This is a genomic window from Bradyrhizobium yuanmingense (genome assembly GCF_029167105.1).
GTDB classification, from domain to species: domain Bacteria; phylum Pseudomonadota; class Alphaproteobacteria; order Rhizobiales; family Xanthobacteraceae; genus Bradyrhizobium; species Bradyrhizobium yuanmingense_A.
This window is the reverse complement of sequence record NZ_JARFML010000062.1, coordinates 1-20140: the sequence shown is the minus strand read 5'-3', so window position 1 is coordinate 20140 and position 20140 is coordinate 1. Positions and strand designations below refer to the sequence as shown.

Annotated in this window: 12 protein-coding genes and 3 pseudogenes; 5 read left to right on the top strand and 10 right to left on the bottom strand. The window is 58.1% G+C overall.

What is annotated here, in order from left to right; all coding sequences use genetic code 11:
• Positions 1 to 444: 444 nt before the first annotated feature.
• Both P0R31_RS38875 and P0R31_RS38870 read left to right on the top strand, forming a co-directional pair.
• Positions 445 to 683: pseudogene (locus tag P0R31_RS38875) on the top strand (peptidase C39); the annotation flags it as partial.
• 234 nt (positions 684 to 917) lie between these two features.
• Positions 918 to 1055 (top strand): hypothetical protein, encoded by a 138-nt coding sequence (locus P0R31_RS38870; RefSeq protein ID WP_275520502.1) that lies wholly within the window; start codon positions 918 to 920, stop codon positions 1053 to 1055.
• 31 nt (positions 1056 to 1086) lie between these two features.
• On the opposite strand, the gene P0R31_RS38865 is transcribed toward P0R31_RS38870, so the two are convergent.
• Together P0R31_RS38865 and P0R31_RS38860 are read right to left on the bottom strand one after the other, a co-directional pair.
• Positions 1087 to 1977, bottom strand: coding sequence for a TauD/TfdA dioxygenase family protein (locus tag P0R31_RS38865; RefSeq protein ID WP_275520500.1), 891 nt, complete (start codon positions 1975 to 1977; stop codon positions 1087 to 1089).
• A 1136-nt stretch (positions 1978 to 3113) separates the two neighbouring features.
• Positions 3114 to 3620: a hypothetical protein gene (locus P0R31_RS38860; RefSeq protein WP_275520498.1), complete on the bottom strand. Its 507-nt coding sequence runs from the start codon at positions 3618 to 3620 to the stop codon at positions 3114 to 3116.
• A gap of 226 nt (positions 3621 to 3846) precedes the next feature.
• Here P0R31_RS38860 and P0R31_RS41220 point away from each other — a divergent pair.
• Positions 3847 to 4588, top strand: a pseudogene (locus tag P0R31_RS41220) (IS3 family transposase); the annotation flags it as partial.
• 443 nt (positions 4589 to 5031) lie between these two features.
• Here P0R31_RS41220 and P0R31_RS38855 read toward each other — a convergent pair.
• The 3 genes from P0R31_RS38855 to P0R31_RS38845 all read right to left on the bottom strand — a co-directional run bounded on the left by P0R31_RS38855 (position 5032) and on the right by P0R31_RS38845 (position 10084).
• Entirely contained in the window at positions 5032 to 5943 is a 912-nt protein-coding gene (locus P0R31_RS38855; RefSeq protein WP_275520496.1) for a pantoate--beta-alanine ligase, read from the bottom strand.
• Positions 5944 to 6142: 199 nt separating this feature from the next.
• Positions 6143 to 7639: a pentapeptide repeat-containing protein gene (locus tag P0R31_RS38850; protein ID WP_275520494.1), complete on the bottom strand. Its 1497-nt coding sequence runs from the start codon at positions 7637 to 7639 to the stop codon at positions 6143 to 6145.
• A gap of 1017 nt (positions 7640 to 8656) precedes the next feature.
• Complete coding sequence (locus P0R31_RS38845; RefSeq protein ID WP_275520492.1) at positions 8657 to 10084, bottom strand: MATE family efflux transporter; 1428 nt, start codon at positions 10082 to 10084, stop codon at positions 8657 to 8659.
• 624 nt (positions 10085 to 10708) lie between these two features.
• Between P0R31_RS38845 and P0R31_RS38840 the strand changes: the two are divergent.
• A pseudogene (locus tag P0R31_RS38840) lies at positions 10709 to 11017 on the top strand (hypothetical protein); the annotation flags it as partial.
• A gap of 42 nt (positions 11018 to 11059) precedes the next feature.
• Here the strand turns inward: P0R31_RS38840 and P0R31_RS38835 are convergent.
• Genes P0R31_RS38835 through P0R31_RS38815 form a run of 5 tightly spaced genes read right to left on the bottom strand, consistent with a single transcriptional unit; the run spans position 11060 to position 17637 of the window.
• Positions 11060 to 12766, bottom strand: coding sequence for an ABC transporter ATP-binding protein (locus tag P0R31_RS38835; RefSeq protein ID WP_275520490.1), 1707 nt, complete (start codon positions 12764 to 12766; stop codon positions 11060 to 11062).
• A gap of 3 nt (positions 12767 to 12769) precedes the next feature.
• Entirely contained in the window at positions 12770 to 13633 is an 864-nt protein-coding gene (locus P0R31_RS38830) for an ABC transporter permease (RefSeq protein WP_275520488.1), read from the bottom strand.
• Entirely contained in the window at positions 13630 to 14592 is a 963-nt protein-coding gene (locus P0R31_RS38825; protein ID WP_275520486.1) for an ABC transporter permease, read from the bottom strand. Before P0R31_RS38825 ends, P0R31_RS38830 begins: the two co-directional genes overlap by 4 nt.
• Positions 14592 to 16259, bottom strand: a complete 1668-nt coding sequence (locus P0R31_RS38820) for an ABC transporter substrate-binding protein (RefSeq protein WP_275520484.1) — start codon at positions 16257 to 16259, stop codon at positions 14592 to 14594. The genes P0R31_RS38825 and P0R31_RS38820 overlap by 1 nt, the downstream gene beginning before the upstream one ends.
• A 34-nt stretch (positions 16260 to 16293) precedes the next feature.
• Complete coding sequence (locus P0R31_RS38815) at positions 16294 to 17637, bottom strand: NtaA/DmoA family FMN-dependent monooxygenase (protein ID WP_275520481.1); 1344 nt, start codon at positions 17635 to 17637, stop codon at positions 16294 to 16296.
• Between the two features lie 1390 nt (positions 17638 to 19027).
• Between P0R31_RS38815 and P0R31_RS38810 the strand changes: the two genes are divergently transcribed.
• Complete coding sequence (locus tag P0R31_RS38810; protein ID WP_157287262.1) at positions 19028 to 19309, top strand: helix-turn-helix domain-containing protein; 282 nt, start codon at positions 19028 to 19030, stop codon at positions 19307 to 19309.
• Positions 19310 to 20140: the final 831 nt, after the last annotated feature.

Below are 20140 nucleotides of genomic sequence, written 5' to 3'. Positions count from 1 at the left end.
CGAGACCCGGCTCGATGGTTCGGTTCTCGACCGCGAAAGAGCCGCCAGCGCTTCAATCTCATCGTCGGTCATCGCCAATTCGACCGCTTGCCGCCATCCTGCCATGAAACCGCTCCTCGTTGCGCCAACCGCAACCGAGGAATCCGCCAACACTCAATCAGTTCCAGCGCAGGCTTCTTGGAATCGATCGTCTAGTGAACCCCGGCGCGCGAGGTGGCGGACGCGCGCACCATGGAGCGCCGTGGGTGCGATCACGCTCCGGCTGGATAGCGCAGAGAATACGATTGACCTTTCACGCGCGGAAGTTGAAAGAAACGACTATCGGCGGGCCCTTCACGAGAATGTTCGCGACCGAGGGCGTGGAGCGTGGGCCGCTCGCAAGCCGGCGAGCAGATAAGACCCTGGTCGTCTAGCGCCGCTTCTTCACGGTCGCCATCGGGATGCGAACCGGTTCTTCGCGGCGAGTTACTTTCCTGCTATGCGTTGCTCGGCCATATCACCGGTCCGGTTACGAGCCTAATTCACGCCAACGGGTTCAGGATGCCACTATCGCAGCGGATCGCCTGTTCGAGATACTCGGCCTTGCTTCCGCAGGCAGCGGCGGCATTAATGCCACGACATCCGATGTTGGCGACATCCATCTGGAGAACGTCACGTTCCGCCATGGCGCCCAGCCGGAGCTTAGAGTAGTTGCAGGGGTGTGCGCTTCGCCACGAGACATCTCGCTGAATCATTGCGCGCCTCCTCCGGACACGGCGACGGGGATAATGACGGGACCGGACGGCAACGGAAGTGAAAGCTTCGCTGATCTGTGCTGAACCCCCTTCAGATTGGCGGCAGCGGCGGCAGGATGTTTCGGTATTCCCGCGGTTTGCATCCAGAGCGCCCCTGGCTTTAACTGGATTCCATCGCGTCGTGTGCGCACGCGGCTGGCTGGCAACAGGATCCTCGTCGCGCCCGTTTCCTTGAAGACACTGGAGTTGAACCTGCTCAAGGTGTTCGACGCCGTGATGGAGGAAAGCAGCGTGCTGCGCCCAGCCACAAGGTTGCGCTGAGCCAGTCCGACGCCAGTCATCAGTGGCCACACTAGGCAGCCTTGGCAGTCTGCAGCTTTGGCTTGGAGCGCGCCACGCTGCGAGGACCAGCCATACTGGGCGGTACATCGCCATCGATAGCGCTACGTCTCTCGCCTCCTTCTCGGTCACTGGATTTTCCGATGGCGCAGCGCTGGGTCGCGCGGTTATCCCAGATTACAACGTCGCCTGGTTTCCAGCTCCATCTTACGCTATTCTCGGGCGAGGCGAGGTAAGAATGAAGGCGCTCAAACAGCTTCTGGCTCGCATATCTTTCCAGGCCGACGAAGTTCCTCACGGACTCTCCAAGCACGAGCAAGCGCTCGCCCGTCTCGGGATGGACGCGAACAACCGGACGCGCGTCATCGCAGATGGTTCCGGTGAAGACATCCCCAAATTGCTTTGCATCCATCTCGGCGGAGTGCCCGGTCAAGGTGCAATCATAGGTACTGCAGTGCACTGCCCAGAGATTGTCGGCCAGCATCCGCAGCGGCTCCGGAAGATCAAGATACGCGGCCGCAGCGCTTGACCAAACTGTGTCACGGTCATCAGCCGGGATCACGACGCCGCGCAGCACCGAAATCTTCGGACATTCGTCACCGAAACTGACGTCCGTGCGCACCTGGTCCGCATGATCGCTGCGATGATCCGGCGTCATATCCATAGGCGTTAGCAGCGAACCGAGCCTGAGGGCAAAGCGATGCTGTTCGGAATCCTCGAGATGTCCCTGATCACGGAAGAAGATGACCTTGTGCTCAAGGAGTAACTTGCTAATAGCACGGACCATCTCGTCTGATAGTTCATCTGATAGTCTGATGTTCTTGATCTCCGCACCGAGCCGGACCGTGGATTTGACGATATCCGCTCGCGGGATAATGTTATCTGTCATCTTGCTCATGCTCATTCTCTCGCTATCGTGATGCGCGAACAAAGCTGCGTGATCACTCGGTCGAGGGACCGACTACAGAAGCCACCCAAATCGGCCTGGTGATGCACCCCTACTCGCTCGCAATGTGCTGCAGCAGTCGCCACAAAAGGTTGCGATGGATCTTGGGCGACAGACCACGACCATCGTGTGACCTGCTCCGGCGCGTACAGCTCCCACTCTTGCATCGGCCCTGACCAGAGGACGAGTCGACGGGCAGCGATGCCGGGGTCGACGTGCAACATGATCGATTACCTCGCTCTTACATCGCAATCATACGGTCAACAGATGTCCAGTCCATGAAACGGAACCAGCATTCTTTTCACCGATGAGAAACGTTCGCTCTGTCCAGGAGCTAACCTTAAAGATATTTTTGGAAACGCACTCCCCACACTGCGCAACAGGTACATTCGAGCTTATGAGGACGAAACGGATAGCTCGCGGTCTCATCAATCAGGGCGATTACGCAGCCATATTCTACCACACGTTACCTGTACTTGCGCATACAATTTACACGGTACACTACATTTGTTTCGTCGCATTGAATTTAGTAAATTGCGCAACGGTTTCATTCGCCTGTCACATACGGAGCAGGCGCAGGTCCCAATATCATCCACAATATCAATTCCCGCTACGGTTTAACAACGGGTTATATCACTCGTTTTGCGGGATTTCCATTTCAGGGGACCGCTTCGGCGTGAACTGGGACTTGTTTCAGTAGCTGGATATCATCGCTGCCAATCTAGAGGATTGAATTAAGTCGCGACTTGGCGTGCATCGCTCGCACAAATGTCCGATACGTTGAGCGCGGCGACAGGCTCTCTCGGAAGAGCCGAGACGGCCCGCACCGCCAGCCGCGGACGACAATGCCTCGGCGGAGTGACCCGTGCACGCAACGCACACCAAGGCGCGCCAATTCGCCTCGACTTCCATTGGCGTTCTATTTCGGACTCGATCGTATCTCACAGAATGCTTTTTACGTTTGCCAATGCGCGCCACGACGTGCCAGCTCCCCCTCACCACCCTATTTGGTCGCGGAGCCAGGAATGGAAACATCCCGACTCCATAGCTCGACAAGACCTTGGGAAACGAGATGATCCTTGTCGCGACGCGAGTCATTTCGGTGGGCAAGCTTCAGGCCAATCTGCGAATTCCATCTCGAATTGACGAGAACTGACGAGTTTGATCGTGAAATTTAAGGTCCTTCCTGAGAGAGCCGCCAACGATCCGGATGCGAACTTAAATACCATCTTACCGGAAGTTGCCATGCCAATAGCCCTGTTGTTCTCCGTGACAGAGGAACCGGTCGCCTCCAAGAGTTGACCAACCGCAATTCCGTCGAGCGCGCGGTAAACGTCGATAGAACCCAAGTACCTACCTTTCTCACTGTCCCACTCGCTGACCGACAGTCCCGTAATTCCCCCGTCCTTCAACAAACCATCTGTAACGCGGCAGGTGTATTGAAAGCTTACAATGGTGCGCCCATTTCGATCGCCTGTCGGCTCTCGATCGGTGCCATCTATGGTGCACTCGTAGCGCCGCGTTGCATCCGCGCGCGCAATCTCATTCAGCCAAAGTAGTCCGCAAAGGACACATAGTACACAGAGAGAGAGCTGTTTCATTGCCTATACTCCGCTGATATGCCAGGTCGTGTTGTACAACCTGACGCTACGACCGGTTCAAGCCCATCGAATGTGTTCGGATGGGTGCCCCTCATCGTGACATCGGCATGTTTCCGAGCCGAATTAGGCACCCGAGTACTCGCTGGAATGAAGCTCAACGCTGCTGGAGAGCACCTCGAGCAATTCGACCATAGGGATCAACGGCGGCTCAGAAACAATGTATCGGCGGGTTAGCCGAGTTGGAGTTCTCCGGTCCCTGCCGCGACCGCTGCCGCACTCCGATCTGCCGTTCATGCGGCGTCTCGGCTGGCTGCATCTGGAGTTTCCCTCCGCCGGTTCGCGAATGCCGAGAGGCCGGCGACGAGAGGTGCAAGATCTGCCGCCGGCACGTGAAGACGCTGATGCGGCGGATGGGGTTAGAGGCGCTCTATCGCGGTCCGCGCACCACCAGACCCGAGCCCGGCCACAAGATCCATCAATATCTGCTGCGCGTCATCGAGATTACGCGACGAACCAGATCTGAGCGATGGAATCACCTACGATGGCGATTGGCTTCGTCTATCTCGCGGTGGCGGACCGGCAAAAACTCGCGTTCCGCCCGCGACTGTCGAACACCATGGAGGCAGCCTCAAAGTCCTGACGCTGGAGCATGCCTTTGCTCGTCATGGCAAGCCGGACATCTTCAATACGGACCAGGGCTATCAGTTCACTGGACAAGATTTTACCGGCGCGCTCGCCGAGAAGGGCATGGTGATCAGCAGGATGGCAAGGACGCATGGCGGCACGACCTATTTGTCGAACGGCTCTGGCGCATCTTCAAATACGAGGAGGTGTACGTGACAGCGTCAGCCAGGCGCGCAGCTCGATCGGCATATACTGAACTTCCGTAACAGTAGGCGTCCCCTCCGGGTAATGGCGGCAGCACGCCGGATCCCGCCTCGTTTATCCCGTCATTCCGCATGGGAGCCCAAGCCCGGCAAAGGTCGATCTACCGACGCGGAAACAATCGGGCCAGCTATTTCACTTGAGGAACTTACACCGGGGGCGTCCGCGAAGCTGCAATTTCCCCGATCTGTATAGGTCAACGACCTGGCCTGTCATGAGGTCGCCGCGTAAGAGACGTGCGCGAACAGCACGATCGACGTCAGCGTAGTCCGCCAACCGGACCTGCGGTCAACGGGATCAATGTATGGCGGGACTATCGCTCGCTCGCAGATCACTTGCTGCTCCTCTCCCCCGGAGACTCGTCAGCGTTTCGAGGACCAATTGGCAATTAAGTCCGAGGTGTCGCGTAAAGCGAGGAGCTTCGGCTGGAGCGAGAGCAACTCGCTAGAGGCAAGCGGCAGGTTGAAGATGAAATTCGAGCCGCCTGCCCGTTGAGCGACCAATGCACGAACTGCCGCTGGTCTCTTCAAGCCCGCGCTTGCGCATGGCCGCCAGACTCCCACCTTTCGGGCAACTCGATCCATATATCTGCAGGACCGTGCAAGAGTGTCTCCTGATCCGGTACAAAGATATTGTCAGGCACTCTGAGGCCACGACCAAGGGCGACTCCACTGATTATAAAGGGGAGCTCGATCTGCTTCTGATCTTCAAAGCTGTCCGCGCCAACAATGCGAAGGGATTCCAATTCAAACCGTCGGAATGTGATCAGTCGTCTTGCCGATGCTATCAGGTCTTGGGCGCAAGACACTCCCCGCGCCGCCTCTTTTCTCAAGTGGTCCAGCGCCAGGAAGAGGGACGAAAGCTCGTCCAGCTCGGAACGATTGAAGTGTCGCAAACGCGACGAAATAGGCACTCCGTTCTTGTATCGCACTGTCGGCACAAAGCGTACCTCGCAATCAAGAAGCAGGTCTGCCACCGCTCGCTTCACGAGAAGGGCCTGTCCAATATCCTTCAAGCCGAAATAGCTACGAGATGGCCGCGCGAAACAAATCCAGCGGATGCATCCGGTGATACCTTCCATGAGGAGGCCATGAGGCCCATTCGCACGCAGCGGATAATCCCCTTGAGACACAAACGTTCGATATCCTGGCGGGAACATCTCCGCGTCCGTCGTGGAAATGACGGCAGAGGCGCCCGCTCCTAGCGCAAGCGCAACGTCATCTTGTAAATTGAACTCGTATTCAGGACCTGGGCTGAGCTGAATCTTGTTCGGATAGACTGTGACAATGGCCACATCGTTCTCGACTGCGGCCCTTCTGATCAATTCCGCGTGCCCCTGATGCAACGCACCTAGCGTGTGTACTGTGCCGATCGTTCGACCTCGTCTTGCCATGTCAGCGAGGAACGCCTTGCCAGCCGAAAGAGACGCTAGATGCATATATCCTGCTCCGTCTTGTTGATTGCACAGCAGCTTGGCTGCTCGATCAGACAGGAAGCGTGGTGAGCGATACCCTCGCACTGGTCTCCGCGCGGCCACTCAACAGCGCCTGGGAGCGCGGCCACAGCGGGGACTGTGCTCCTCCATTTTCTTCTGCGATGACATCTGGTCTCGATCGCCATGCGCATTTTGGCTTAAATCAGCTCGATCCCTCTCGACCGCGCCTCATTAGCGATGAGAAGTCAGCCAGATACTCTGAAGGCTTGTATTTCCGATCTTCCACGCCCTCCAAAGCGCCCTCGAGCCCCGGACATCTGTCGGCAAAGAACGGCGGTTCAAAAGTCGTTATCTCTGCATCCGAAAAATCAGTCTTTACGAAGCTTGCCTGGAACGGCGTAACTCCACTCAAGTTTGCCTTGCGGAGAGACGACTGATTCATTCGAACATATGCAGTACGGGCGGCTTCCAGGTTGCTGCCGGTCATTCCTGCCGCAATATATGACTGAACAAGATTGGCTCCTTCGAAGTTGGCGCGATTCAAGGCCATAGATTGCGGAGGATCACCGGTAATCATTGATCGATAGAGATACGCCTGTGAAAAATCAGCGTCATCGATATCGCAGTCGCGTATAAACGCACAGCGCGCACGAAAGCTGCCCAATTGAGCGTAACGCATCGTGCTTTCGGTGATTGAAATGGTTTCTCCTGATGCGCGAGATAGATCAGCCCCATCGAGCTGGCAAGAGCGAATAGATACTCCGTTCAACACCGCGCCGACGAGGTTGGCGCTGGCCAGATTCACAGACAGAAGTCGCGCCTCAGACAGGTCTGCCTCCCCAAGCTCTGCCTTTGCAAGACTTGAGAGGCTGAAATCCGAAAAGGGGGCGCTCAGCGCTTTGGCCAGGATGCGACCGCTCGCCTTTGAAAGCCTGAAATGGGGAAGATGAGCGTTCTCTAGAACAAGACCGTCGACCGACGTGGGGCGCAGGATCGATAGACACTCCCCCCTCGACTGCCGAAGCGAGCTGCCGGAGAGATGCGCCTTGGTCATTGTGACCTGGTTTAACTTCGCAAAATGGAAGGACGAGCGAGGCAGGTAGCATTCATTGAACGTCGACCCTTGCAGTTCGGCGCCATCAAAGACAGCCTGGCTTGCGTCACACTGATAGAAGAGAACGCCACTCAGGACTGCATTGTCGAAACGCGTTCTCCTCATGCTGCATCCGTGGAACAGGCTACCTGTTGCATCAATGAGATTACGCAAACTTGCATCATCGAAATTGCAGACCTGAGCGGCGATGGCATGCATATACGCAAAATCGAGCTTGGCTCCGCGGAAACTTGCTCGCTCTAATCCTGGGCAGATAAGGTTGGCCTCGGACAGATCGGCTCCATCCAGCTTCGCTCCGTGCAGTTGCGCACGATTGAGAATGCATCGCCGCAACGGAAATCCAGATAGATCGTGACCGTTGAAGTTCTCGGAGGATAGCTGCAGGCCGATGCCAGTTTTCTTGATCGCTTCCTCGGTTCGCTTTCCCACTGCGGCGAACGCGGACGCGCGATCACTGTTTCGGCTCCAGTAGCGGACAAAGTCACCATCTGCCGAGGATTGGCTTATCGTCGGTGGACGGATTCCCAGCTCCTCATGCACGCTGACCTGGCTATTGGTATCGATGGCCTGCGTCACTGTCGACATCTTCCATTCTCGATGATGAGCGCACTTTCTCAGCCTCCTTTAGGAGCGATATTCTGCGTGGCCTTGCCTGTTTCGGGTAGCCGAAGTTTGCGCCTCATAGCGCTCTTGGGACTCTTTTGTGCGCCTGGCATCCTGACTCACCAGGATGTAAACTGCCTGACCGGCCCTTATGGAACTGTGCCATCAAGAGCCGACACGCGCGATAAGCCTAAGCAACTTGTGGCAGACGGAGGTGATCTCCCCACGACTTCCCCCCGGATTTTTATCAGTGTGTCGACAGTAGACCGAAGAAGCCGCAACTTGGGTTATCTCCATGCAGTCGTTACTCTGGCAGTCAGCCTTTACGAGGCACTATCAATAGCAATGTCTGTGCCAGCCCTCATCTATCCTGAATTGACGTTGAATGCGTGTTCAGAAACGGACGCGGCAGACGCCGCCAGAATTTTCGTAACTGAGAGCACTCACGTCTCTGTCACAAACGGGACATGGTTCGCAACGCTTGGGACGGCAAGTCCCGCTTGTTCGCTGTGGCTTGACCCGAAGGGGCCCGAAAGCGATGTCGATCTCTATGACGATCCAGGTTTAGTTTCCTTCAATGCACGTACATGCATTCTCCAGATGTCGAACCATTGGGTCACAAATCGCCACCCGCATGCCGTTCCTCAGCTTTTTGTCCAGGGACGCAGTTCGTCCCGGAAGTTCGCCGACAAAGTCGCGCGAGGTTATGGGAAGGCGGAGTTGGGACTAGCGGTCCACATGAAGGCGCGTGAAATTGCCAACACGGAGAAAGCTTCCGCTTCTTTACGGCGTCGGCCGCGCCGGATGGAGTTGTCCAGATGGGGGCAAGTTCGGTCGGCACATTGGTTTCGATGTGCCTTAGTCCCGCTACTCCTGGTGACACGCGGTTTAGCATCTTCTTCCGAATGGAACAGCTTGCCGCGGTAAGAAGGCAGAGCGAATCTTTGTAAGTCGCCTCGCATTGCTAGGAATGTCATTCGCCAATAGCCGTGATTACCATCAAGTGGCGGCTTTGAAAGCACGCCTGCTCGCCAGCAGTTGGAAACGCAAGACGAGGAGCCCCGCGTAGATGGTTGTCCCGATCGACAAGCCAATCCAAATACCAATCGCACCAAGACCGATCTTCAAACCGAGCACGTAGCCAAGTGAGAAGCCGATCAGCCAATAGGCGATGCCGACGAACAGAAGCGGCACCCGGGTGTCCTTCAGTCCGCGCAGACCGCCCGCCGCAATGCTCTGCGCGGCATCAGGGACAAGAAGGCTGGCTGCGACGATAAGGAGCTCTGCGGTCAATCCGATCGTTGCGTCGGCATCTCCGGCCGATTTGTCCAGAAACAGCTCGGCGATCTCAAGACGCGCGAGGATCACCGCAAGTGTCAGCAGGGCAGCGATGAGGCTACCGAGCAGTATCGCGACAAGGCCCGCCCGCTGGATGCCGGGACCGTCGTTGCGGCCGAGCGCGTGGCCAACGCGCACGGCTGCGGCCATGCTGATGCCGAAAGCGATCATGGACGTGATCACGGTGATCTGAAGCGCGATCTGATGAGCAGCGAGTGCACTGGTGCTGATTAGGCCGGCGAGGAGCGCGGCAGCCGACAAAACTCCGTACTGCATCAGGGAGGCGATTGAAACTGGCGTTCCGATCACGATCAGCTGTCGCAAGAAGGGCCAATCGAGTTGCCAGAGATCTGCAAGCACGTAGTAGTCCCGGAAAGGACGGCGCATCGTGGCAAACCACAAACCGGCCAGGAACATCGCACAGTTGACTAACGTGCTCGCAAGCGCCGCCCCGAAGAGCTCAAGCCTCGGCAGCCCGAACTTGCCATAGACCAGCAGATACACGAGCAGGGCATTGAGGGGGATCGCCGCCAGTGTGATCCACAAAATCGGCTCCGGCCGGTTGACCGCACTCATAAAATTACGGATGACCTGAAGCCATAGGGCCGGCACCACGCCCAAGGCCAGTCCGAACAGATATTGCTGGGCGAGCCGCGCCGCGTCTGGCGCCTGACCGAAAGCAAGCAATATTTGCTCTCCGCCAAACGCAAACGCGATGATCGGGAACGATAGCATCAGCGCAGCCCACAGCCCCGTGCGCACTGCGCGCTGTACCATAGCAAGATTCCCGGCCCCATAGGCCTGCGCCGTCAAAGGTGCGATCGGCGCCAGCAGGCCCGCGCCAAAGGTGAAGCTGACGAGATAGAGCGTGACGCCCAGGGCGGCCGCGGCGAGTGCCTCAGGCCCGAGGCGCCCGATAAAAGCAAGATCTGTCGTCATCATCGCGACCTGCGCAAGCTGGGTCAACACCATCGGCCACGCGAGCTTCACAGTTTCGCTGAGCTCGATGGTGAGCTGTTGGCCAGCCGCCCGTTTCGTCGCCCCCTGCCGCAAAGCCGATGTCGGTCGTGTTTCGAACATTTTGTTCATGGATTGCTGCTCAATCTGCCTCGTCCGCAAACGACGGCTTGTTCCGCCGAGAGGGATGCTCTTTCCCGCCCTGAATTCGTGATGGCCTACTGATGGGCGGCCCACCTGGGCAGCTGCGCCTCACAGAGCAGGCGCGCGTCGGCTTAGACGTGCCGTTGAGCTTAGGGTCTGACGACTGCTCGCCCGCTGACAAGCGGCTTGATCAGTGCCTCCGCCATCGCATCGACTTTTTGGCGCATCTTAAGCGCAAAGAAGACGCAGCAGGTGGCTGGCACACCGAATGGTCGGTCATCGGCATCGCGCCATCGGTGCCGGTGCGGACCGCGATAGCGGTTGGTTGATCATGGTGGCGAAACCGTGCACGAGCTTGCATCGAGACAGACACTGGTTTTCTGGAAAACGAAATCGCACGTAACGCATAGGTGAACTGAGAGGCCTTCATCTTATGAGCCATCACTGCAATTCCTCGAGCATGCGATGCTGATGACAGCTCCTTTTCAAGGCTCGTGCCAACTGCGAAAGCTTGATTTGTAAAGCTATTTGCTCAAGGGGACGTGTGCTGGGCCCGACAGCATAGTCGCAAATCCTACAGTCGGCACTAGAGACGAGCCCATAGCGCGAAGGCTCGGACTGGTGTCCAAAGAGATCTTCACGGGAGACCGCGCGATCGTCGGCAAGTCTTCGAGGTGCGGCAATCGCTGGCGGCGAGTTCTGTTCATGCAAGCGACATGGGTGTGCTGGTCAGTATCACGGGAATGTCACGGGTTCAAATCCTGGATCGAAGCCGCCAAGAGGCGATTGCACCACAACGAGCTGCGGATCGTACTCGCCGACAAGCTTGCCTGCATGGTCTGGGCGGTGCCGCCTAAAACGACGCGCCTTATACAGCCTTCAGTCGCAAAGGGCTTGGCCGATCGTCGAAAACGTCGTTGATGGCAGAGCATGGAAAATGAGCCCATCTATCACGTCTTCTTCTTAGACGCGGCTGAATGAACGATTGGCCGCCCCACCGCGCTCAAGGCGCGGGACTGCGGCGAGCAAGCGCTGGGTATAGTCGGTGCGCGGATTGAGGAATATCTCGTCCCTGGTGCCGGTCTCGACGACGCACCCTTGGCGCATGACCATGACGCGGTCGCTGAGCTGGCGCACCACACCGAGATCATGCGAAATGAAGATGTAGCTGATGTTGAGATGCGCCTTGAGATCGGTCAGCAGGTCCAGCACTTGCGCCTGAATCAAGACATCGAGCGCCGAGACCGGTTCATCACAGACGATCACAGCGGGCCTTGGAGCGATCGCACGGGCGATCGCAACGCGCTGGCGCTGTCCGCCCGAGAGTTCGAGCGGCCGGCGATCCAGCAGGGCTGGGGATAGTCCGACCAGATCAAGGAGCTGGACAACGCGGTCATAGCGCTCGCCTTTGCTCTCCACGTCACTTGCGAGGCTATCGGATATGATGTGCCCCACAGACCAGCGCGGATCAAAGGAGCTGAGAGGATCCTGGTAAATGACCGAGATGGCCCGGCGCCGCGCCCTGCGGTCGCGTTCGGCCAGCGTGGTCCAGGCCCGACCTTGAAACAGAACAGCCCCTTCGTCTGGCAGGTCAAGCGCCAGCGCCATTCGTGCCATTGTTGACTTGCCAGATCCGGACTCCCCGACGACGCCCAAAGTCTCGCCGGACCGCAGCTCAAAGGAAACACCATCGACGGCCGTGCGCAGCACGCCATCTGGTCCTTTGAAGCGTTTCACAAGCTTTGCCGCGCTGAGCACGACAGATGGGAATGTCGATGGCAATTGCTCCCAAGAGCGGGATTGCAGCTTCGGCCGGGCAGCGGGCAAAAATGAGTGGCGAGAGGCGCGCGGGCGCGCAGAGGGCACCGCATCCAGAAGCTGGCGCGTATAGGGGTGCTGTGGGTCTTGGAAGACCTGGTCTGCCGATCCGCGCTCGACGACCTTGCCTTCATGCATGACCAACACCTCGTCGGCTATCCGGGAGACCACCGCCAGATCATGGCTGATCAAGAGAAGCGCCTTGCCCCGCACCTTGGTCTCTTCTAAAAGTCCCAGCACCTGCGCTTGCACGGTGACGTCGAGAGCCGTGGTCGGCTCGTCGGCGATCAGGATCCGTGGATCGAGCGCCAGGGCGGCAGCGATGAGCGCGCGTTGGCGCTGGCCACCGGATAGTTGATGCGGCAGTTGCCGCGCTTTAATCTCTGCTTCAGGCACCCCGACGAGCTCAAGGAGCGCGACCACGCGCCGCTCGAGCTCCTCGCTTGATGCAACCGCCCCGTGGAGACGCAATGCTTCGCCAATCTCCTTGCCCACCTGGCGTAGCGGGTCGAGCGCAACGAGTGCATCCTGCAGAACGAAGCCGATCTCCTTGCCGCGGACGCGCCGCCAGCTGCGGTCATTGAGAGTTGTGAGATCGGTGCCGGCGAAGGTTAGTTGACGCGCATGGACATGCGCCCGGCGGCCGGCAAGACCGACAATGGCGCGCGACGTCACGCTCTTGCCGGAGCCGGACCCGCCGACAATGGCCAGGCAGCGCCCAGCCTGGAGAGAGAAGGAGACGCCGCGCACGGCTGTTCCCTCAGGAATATCCCGCCCGAATGAGACACAGAGCGAATCGACAGTCAGAAGGTTCGCCTGCAAGGGAACTTGCCGATTAAGAACGTGGAGCATTACTTAGATCTTTCCTTCCAGGCGATCCTGCAAATATCGTCCGACGACCGTCAGGCTGAGAGCAAACGACACCACGGCAACGCCCGGCATGATTTCAAGCCACCATGCGAAGATCACATAGTTACGCCCAGCATTTAGCAGCGCGCCCCATTCAGGCGCCGGGGGAGCGACGCCGAGGCCAAGAAACGCAACACCCGCCGCCCAGACGATGGCTTGGCCAACGCCAAGCGTCATCATCGCGGTGAGCGGGCTCATCGCGTTCGGAATGATATGCCGCCATAGGATGCGCAGATAAGGATGGCCGAGCGCCTTGGCAGCCTCCACATAAGGCGCCCCTTTTACAGACAGAACCTGTCCTCTGATCATCCGAGCATAGCCCGGAGCTGTGCCAACTCCGACCGCTATAACGAGGGTCAGCACCGACGGACCGAACAAGCTCACGAACAGAAGCGCGAGGAACAGCGTGGGAAGTGCGAACAGCACGTCCAAAAGCCGGCTGAGAACATTGTCGAGCGCGCCACCCACAAGGCCGGCAATAACCCCGAAGACGAGCGCAACGCAGATGCTTAGCGAGGTTGCGCCAAGCCCGATGGTGAGAGACTGGCCTGCTCCTTCGACAATTCGGGAGTAGAGATCCCGGCCGGATTGGTCCGTTCCGAACCAGTGCGCGAACGAGGGAGCTTGCAATGGTGCCGTCAAATCGATTGCGAGCGGGCCGTGTGTCTGCAGCAGACTCGGCGCGATTGCCGCGACGATAAAGAAACTGATGACGATCAGAGCGACGTAAACCCGAAGAGGAGCACGACGGATCGCTCCCGATGCCTCTCCGGGCTGCGAAGACACGCTCCAGTCACCTACCCTGCTCATGTCATTTTGATCCTTGGATCCACGATCCGGTAGGTGAGATCGACGAGCATACTGGTGACGGCGAACAGGCCGGCGGAGATCAGAATAGCCCCCGAAACGACTGGAACGTCTCGAGAGGACGTGGCAGCGACAAGAACTCCGCCGAGGCCTTGACGCGCAAACACCGCCTCAATCAGAATCGCACCAGAAAGAAGCTTTCCGATCGCCCAACCGGATAAAGTGATGCCGGGCAACGCCGCATGACGCAGGACATGGCGAAATCTGACGCCGAGCTCACCCATGCCTCGCGCACGCGCCGACATGACAAACGGCTGCTCGAGGACACGCGTAAATTCGCTGCGCACGACTTGCCCCAAAAATCCCGATAATTCCAAAGCCAACGCAATCGTTGGAAGAACGAGCCCGATCAGGGAATTCCCCCCGATGACCGGGAAAATGCGAAGCTGCACCGCAAACACAACGAGGAGGATCGTAGCCAGCCAGTAGGGCGGCACAGTCGCCAAGAACACCTGTACTCCGCTTAGCAAGGTCGACCACATGTTGTCTCTGCCGGCGACGAGGACGGTCGTCAGAACCGCGATAACCCATGCCGCAATCAGCGCCGTACTCGCCAGAATGACGGTTGGGCCAATCTGTTCTGCGATGATGTCAATGACCGGCCGATGCTGCTGGTATGACAAGCCAAGGTCCCCATGCAGGACACCCCATAGGTATTTTGCGTATTGCAGAACGAGCGGCTGATCGAAGCCGTACTTTGCGTTGACCGCCGCGAGCTCTGCTGGAGGGGCCTCTCCAACGTTGCCACTCGCGATGTTGATGATGATCTGGGCGCGGTCGCCGGGCATCAGGCACTGAACGAGGAACGTGAAAGTCGCAGCAAGCCACACCACAGTCGCAGCGGACAGAAACCTGCCCGCAAACGAGCCTACCCGAACATGAGCTGCGCTATTTATACGCATCACTTCACGTCGATGAAATGAGCGTCATAAAAGACGGGTTCACCGACCGACCCGCGGTCTAGCCAGAGATCCTTCAGCTTTGGGCTGGTCGCCAATGTGACATCGAGCACCGTGAAACCTAGGACGGCCGCTTTCTCCACGATATTGCGCTCAGCCTGCTGATAAAGAGCAATCCGCCCGGCATCGTTGAACTCCTGTTCCGCTGTCTGAATGACATTCCACAGTGCCTCATCCTGGTAGCGCGATGGATTATAGCGGTTCCGCTGGCCGTTCTGATCAGGCTTCCATGAAATGCGGAAGATCTCTGCGCCGGGTGCAACCCAATAGAGGAGCACAACCTCGTAGTCGTTTGGACCGAGATTCTTCCCGGCAAAGAAATCCGCCTGGTTGGTCGGCTGAAGGCGCACATCGAATCCGGAAGCCTTTGCCTGCTGCTGGATGACCTGCAATGCTTGCTCGCCATCGGGCTTTAGAAAAGCGCTCGAATAGGAGATTCGCACGACGAGGGGCTTGCCATTCTTGAGACGAATGCCGTCCTTGTTGTGTTCAGTCCAACCCGCTTGGTCGAGGAGCTGATTGGCCTTTCCGACGTCATACCCATAGGACTGCCCGAGCCCACTGACATATTCCGGCGAGCTCTGGCTGAGCGCTCCATTAGCCTCGAATGGCAAAGCGCCGAGGAAGGACAATTCGACGGCGGCTCTTCGGTCAGCAGCGTATCCAAAAGCCTGGCGGACGCGCACATCGTCAAACGGAGGCCGTGCCGTATACAACGCCAGGCGTAAAGGGGTGCCACCCGTAATATGCCGCAAAACGGCGAAGCGGGAGTTGGCATCCTTCCAGGCAACCGCCGGAATATCATAGACGACATCAGATTCGCCCGTCAGAAGTGAGCCATAGCGGACGGTCTGATCCGCAAGGAACCTCCAGTTGATACCATCAACGTAAGCCGGCCCCTGGTGCTTGGCGTGACTTGGCGCCGAATTGTAATTCGGGTTGCGGCGAAACACGACGTTCTGCCCGTGATTCCATTTCTCCACGATGAACGGGCCTGACCCAACCGGGCTGTTGCAGTTGACGGCAAGTCCGCGCTTGAGCGCAGTTGGTGACAAAATGCCTTGGGAGGACTGCGCGAGAACGCTGAGCAACGGCTGAAACGGTGTCTTCAGCGTTATCTGCAGCGTAAGCGGCGCAATTGCTGTCGCCGATTCGAAGCTGTCTTCGAGGTAAGGAGCGGCAGTCGGGTTGCGACGATCCGGATCATTGCCGAGCCAGCCGTTGATGTTCTCGGCAACAGCTTGCGCATCGAGAGGCGTGCCGTCGGTAAACTTGACGTTTGGCTTGATCTCAAAGGTGTACACCTTCCTGTCGTCGGAGATTGTCCAAGACGTAGCGAGCCAAGGCACAATCTTTCCATCTTCCCTCCGAGCAACAAGATTGTCGCTATACTGCCGTTGAAGATACCATTGCTGCACCCATCCCCCGAACAGGCAGGGCGGCTCTTGAAAATGCCCATACCGAATAATGCCTCCGCGCTTCGGCCCGCCGGTTAACGCGTCTTGGGCAAAGCAGTTCGCCATGATCGAGATCTGCAGGAGCGTTGAGACCGCCAACAGGACAGCCGTTGCCTTTTGCTTTCTTCGAGTATCGCGTTCGATAACAGACATCTCCAAACTCCAATCAATGTGGATAAACACTGCGTCACAGGGACGACGGCCTCGCCAACGTCTCGGCAGCAACGTCGGGGGGAGGAATTCCCAGGTGCTCGCGCAGTGTCTCCCCCTGGTATTCCGTGCGAAAAAGACCGCGGCTCTGTAGGATCGGCACGACATGATCGACAAACGCCGCCGCCCCGTCTTCCAGCACGTCTGGAATGATGTTGAAGCCATCGACCGCGCCAGTGCGAAACCATGATTCGATCGAATCGGCGATCTGCTCGGGTGCACCGACGAGCAGGCGATGGCCGAAGGCTTGAACGCTGCCGATGATCTCGCGAACCGTGCAGCCCTCCCGCGCCAATGCTTCGAACGTACGGTGATGACCGACCGAGAACGCAACGTTGTGCGGATCCGGCAAGAGCTCCTCGGGAATGGGCCGGTCAAGGCTGAGTTCTTCGACCGGCAGGTCCATGCTCCGTGCGAGAGAGTCCATCGCGCGCCTCAGATCAAGCAGCCCGTCCATTTCCTTTTTTCGCCGCTGCGCCTCCTGTTCCGTGCCGCCGATGAAGGTGACGAGACCGGGGAGGATGAGTGGAATTGCACGGCGGCCAAATTGACGCGAGAGCGCGCGCAGGCACTCGGATTCCCCGATTGCCGTATTCAAGTCCCCGGCTGCGGTAAAAACGACATCGGCGCTACGCGCCGCAAGGCGCACACCAGGATCCGAGCCTCCAGCCTGGACGATGATGGGATAGCCCTGGCGCGAGCCGGGATGGGTGAGCGGGCCACGGATTGCGAATGTGTTCGTGTTGGGATCGAGCAGCCGGAAATGATTGGTATTGGCGTAAACTCCAGACGCCTGATCAGCGACGATGGTCTCATCGCCCCAGCTCAGCCAGAGAGAGCGGACAGTTTCAACGAACTCCTCGGCCCGCTTGTAGCGCTCGTCGCGTCCGATCTGCCGGCCGCCAAAGTTTGCGACCGTCGCAGGGCTGGAGGTCGTAACGGCATTCCAGGCAGCTCGGCCGCCACTGATGACATCGAGCGAAAGGACACGTCGTGCCAGATTGTATGGCTCATTGTAGGTCGTCGAGGCCGTTGCGATCAACCCGATGCGCGTTGTCTCGCGCGCGATCACGGAAAGGACGAGCGTCGGCTCAAGCCCGTTGAGGGGCGGCTGGCGAGTGATGTCATAGGAGATGGCGGGGGTATCCGCCAGAAACACTGCATCAAATAGGCCGCGCTCGGCAATCTTCGCAGCACGAACGTAGTGCTCGATGTCGAAGAAAGCGCTGGGGTTGGTGCCCGGCCAACGCCAGGCCGCCGAGTGACCGCCCGCGCCGTGAAGGTTGAGACCAAGATGAAGGGTGCGGACAACGGAAGACATGACACTCCCAAATGCGGCGACCTCCGAAGCGGGTGGGAACGCCTTCTACAAGTTGATCTTGACTACGCTATTCGACAACCGCTCGCGGAGAGGCTTGGCCAGAGTGTGCTGGAACGAGAACGGCGACCGGACGATGCTTCAAAGATAGCAATCTCGGAACGTAAGCCTCTGGGCATTGCGTTCGCCAATGGGCCGTGACTCGGCCCAGCTTACGGGCATCAAGTGACGCCAAAATGATTCCGAACGTGGCGCTGAGTCGGGCGCGCAGCGGCGCAGTTCTTTCGGATCGCAACGCGAGCGGCCGCGGCAACAGTCTGTGACACGCACATCCCGCACCAGACAACGATAACGCGCCTCGCGCCCATTGACGGCTCGTCGCAGCAGCAATCACAAATTGCCTCATGGAAAACAGTTCCCCCTCCGCCAACGAACGAGAACGCAGCTCATGGCAAGACAACGTGTAGCTGTGAAGAGCGCGTGAACGCAATAGTTGAGAATTTCAATCTACTAACGCGCGATGGTACCGTTTTCTAAGACGAGCTCTTGTTCGATTCATTTGATACGCGTTGGTGGCACCGTCCAAATTCGCAAACTCCGCCGATACAACGATGGCACCTTCGTTTCTACGCAGCCTTACTCGAACAATCACCGTAGGATCGATGCACAAACATCGCAGGTAAGCCGTGCATTGGAGTCGGCAACTATGTCCGGCGGCACCATCGAATAATGCGATTGATTGCTCTTCATTTTGCGATGGATTGCGTGAGAACTAAAGCCCCATCGGACCCCTAGTGTTTGCAAGGTCCCCCAGATCTCTGTTCGGTCCCGCGCACCGCGGTGCTTGAGGTGACCGCGTCTTTGCCCGCCAGAAGTGCTGACATGCTCCGCGGCGGTCAGAGAACGTGTAATGCCCACAGCCTCATACCCGGATGCGCCGACCACCCATGAAAGCCAGCGTAATCCCGCGCAGTTAGCCCAGAGGTCAAGATCACAATCGCGCGATACGGCCTTTTTGTGCTGGTCGACGCGGATGATCATCGCCGGGGATCCCCTCTTCCTTCCAGGCGCTTTTCAGGATCATCACGATGTCGCTGCCGCAAGAGGGAAACCGCTTGCAGGTCCGGCGAGAAGTGACACGATGCCGGCAACTTTTTCCAAGTCAGCGCCGGTGGTCTTCAGCATCTGGGAGTAACCAATATGTCACCGGGCGCTGTTCGTCATAGGGCGTCAGCACCCAACTCATTGGGCGCCACGTGCTCGACATGTGGATCTAACGCGGACTTCTTCATGTAAGCTCACGCGGCGAATTCGCTATCGTTCGAACGAACTTGTGGCAATAGAACGGGTATAGCCAGTGGTTTGATGGCCTGCCGAATGGCTGCTTTGGCGCATGGAAGCTCGTGCGCTTGTGGCCTGGAATGTACGGCGGATCCGCGTGGATCTCGGTATTCCGCAGGAGCAATTGGCCTACGATGCGCAGATTGACCGTTCACATATGGGGGCTGTTGAGCGGCAAGATGCGAATCCAACGATAGATCTTCTCGATCGAATTGCTAAAGCACTTGGTGTCCATGTATCTGAGTTCTTCGTCCAGCCACCCAAAGGAGCAACGCCCCACAGGACATTGCGCAAAGGTCGCAAGCCTGCTCCTCTACGTCAAAAGAAGAAATAGCGCTCAGGTCGCATAAGCTCGCTGATAACTTGCAATTTGGCGAGCCGGCGTTCGAAAGGCTGCGGAAGCGGGAAGGCTTCACGCAGGAGAGATTCGCTACGGTCTTTGGCTTTACTCAACAGTTCATCAGCCGAAGATGGCGCATCGGAACTTCCCTGCGCTTCAGAAGGCACTTAAGACTAGGAATGATAGGGCGGACTGACACGAGCTTAATCGATGACGATTGCTCCTGTTGGGAGGTCTGAAAGCGCCACGATTACCTGTTGCCTACCGCGGCGACGCCGGTCAGGAGCCCGACTACGGAAACGTTCGCTTCTAAGCCGGCTTAGCGATGCCAGGAAACAGGCGGCGGCATAAGGCACATGATTGGGCATCGCTGCAGATATCAACGATGGAATCATCGTCCTTAAGAAGCCGGATTGAGCTGGGCTGGTACGGCGAGCGGGTACCAAAGCAGCCGCAGGAACAGGCGCAGAAGTTCTCTAAGCCAGGCGAGGGATGCAGCGGATATTGTGGCCGATGACTGAGAGGACGACGTTGGCAGCGTGACGACCCATGCCTTTAACCAGGAAGTCGCGCTACAACGAGCCGCTGCCGAAGAGCTGGCTCTCGCCAAGCACCTTGATCGACTCCCCTGCGGACGCCGTAGAGGAGCAACGGGCCTGCTCAACGAGTATCGCGATGCACTGAGCCAGGAAGCCAACTCCCGGACGGTCACTTCAAATTCCCCCACCTGTGGTCGCGCAAACTCCCCCACCTGTGGAGCAGGACGAGAGGGTATTAGGTTGACTCGGTTTTGCGCGCAAGGGCTTCAGCGGCTTCCTTGAGGCG

Coding starts and splice junctions, on each gene's coding strand:
- P0R31_RS38865 (WP_275520500.1), bottom strand. CDS start 1,977: ATGAGCATGAGCAAGATGACAGATAACATTATCCCGCGAGCGGATATC.
- P0R31_RS38860 (WP_275520498.1), bottom strand. CDS start 3,620: ATGAAACAGCTCTCTCTCTGTGTACTATGTGTCCTTTGCGGACTACTT.
- P0R31_RS38855 (WP_275520496.1), bottom strand. CDS start 5,943: ATGCATCTAGCGTCTCTTTCGGCTGGCAAGGCGTTCCTCGCTGACATG.
- P0R31_RS38850 (WP_275520494.1), bottom strand. CDS start 7,639: ATGTCGACAGTGACGCAGGCCATCGATACCAATAGCCAGGTCAGCGTG.
- P0R31_RS38845 (WP_275520492.1), bottom strand. CDS start 10,084: ATGAACAAAATGTTCGAAACACGACCGACATCGGCTTTGCGGCAGGGG.
- P0R31_RS38835 (WP_275520490.1), bottom strand. CDS start 12,766: ATGCTCCACGTTCTTAATCGGCAAGTTCCCTTGCAGGCGAACCTTCTG.
- P0R31_RS38830 (WP_275520488.1), bottom strand. CDS start 13,633: ATGAGCAGGGTAGGTGACTGGAGCGTGTCTTCGCAGCCCGGAGAGGCA.
- P0R31_RS38825 (WP_275520486.1), bottom strand. CDS start 14,592: ATGCGTATAAATAGCGCAGCTCATGTTCGGGTAGGCTCGTTTGCGGGC.
- P0R31_RS38820 (WP_275520484.1), bottom strand. CDS start 16,259: ATGTCTGTTATCGAACGCGATACTCGAAGAAAGCAAAAGGCAACGGCT.
- P0R31_RS38815 (WP_275520481.1), bottom strand. CDS start 17,637: ATGTCTTCCGTTGTCCGCACCCTTCATCTTGGTCTCAACCTTCACGGC.
- P0R31_RS38810 (WP_157287262.1), top strand. CDS start 19,028: ATGGAAGCTCGTGCGCTTGTGGCCTGGAATGTACGGCGGATCCGCGTG.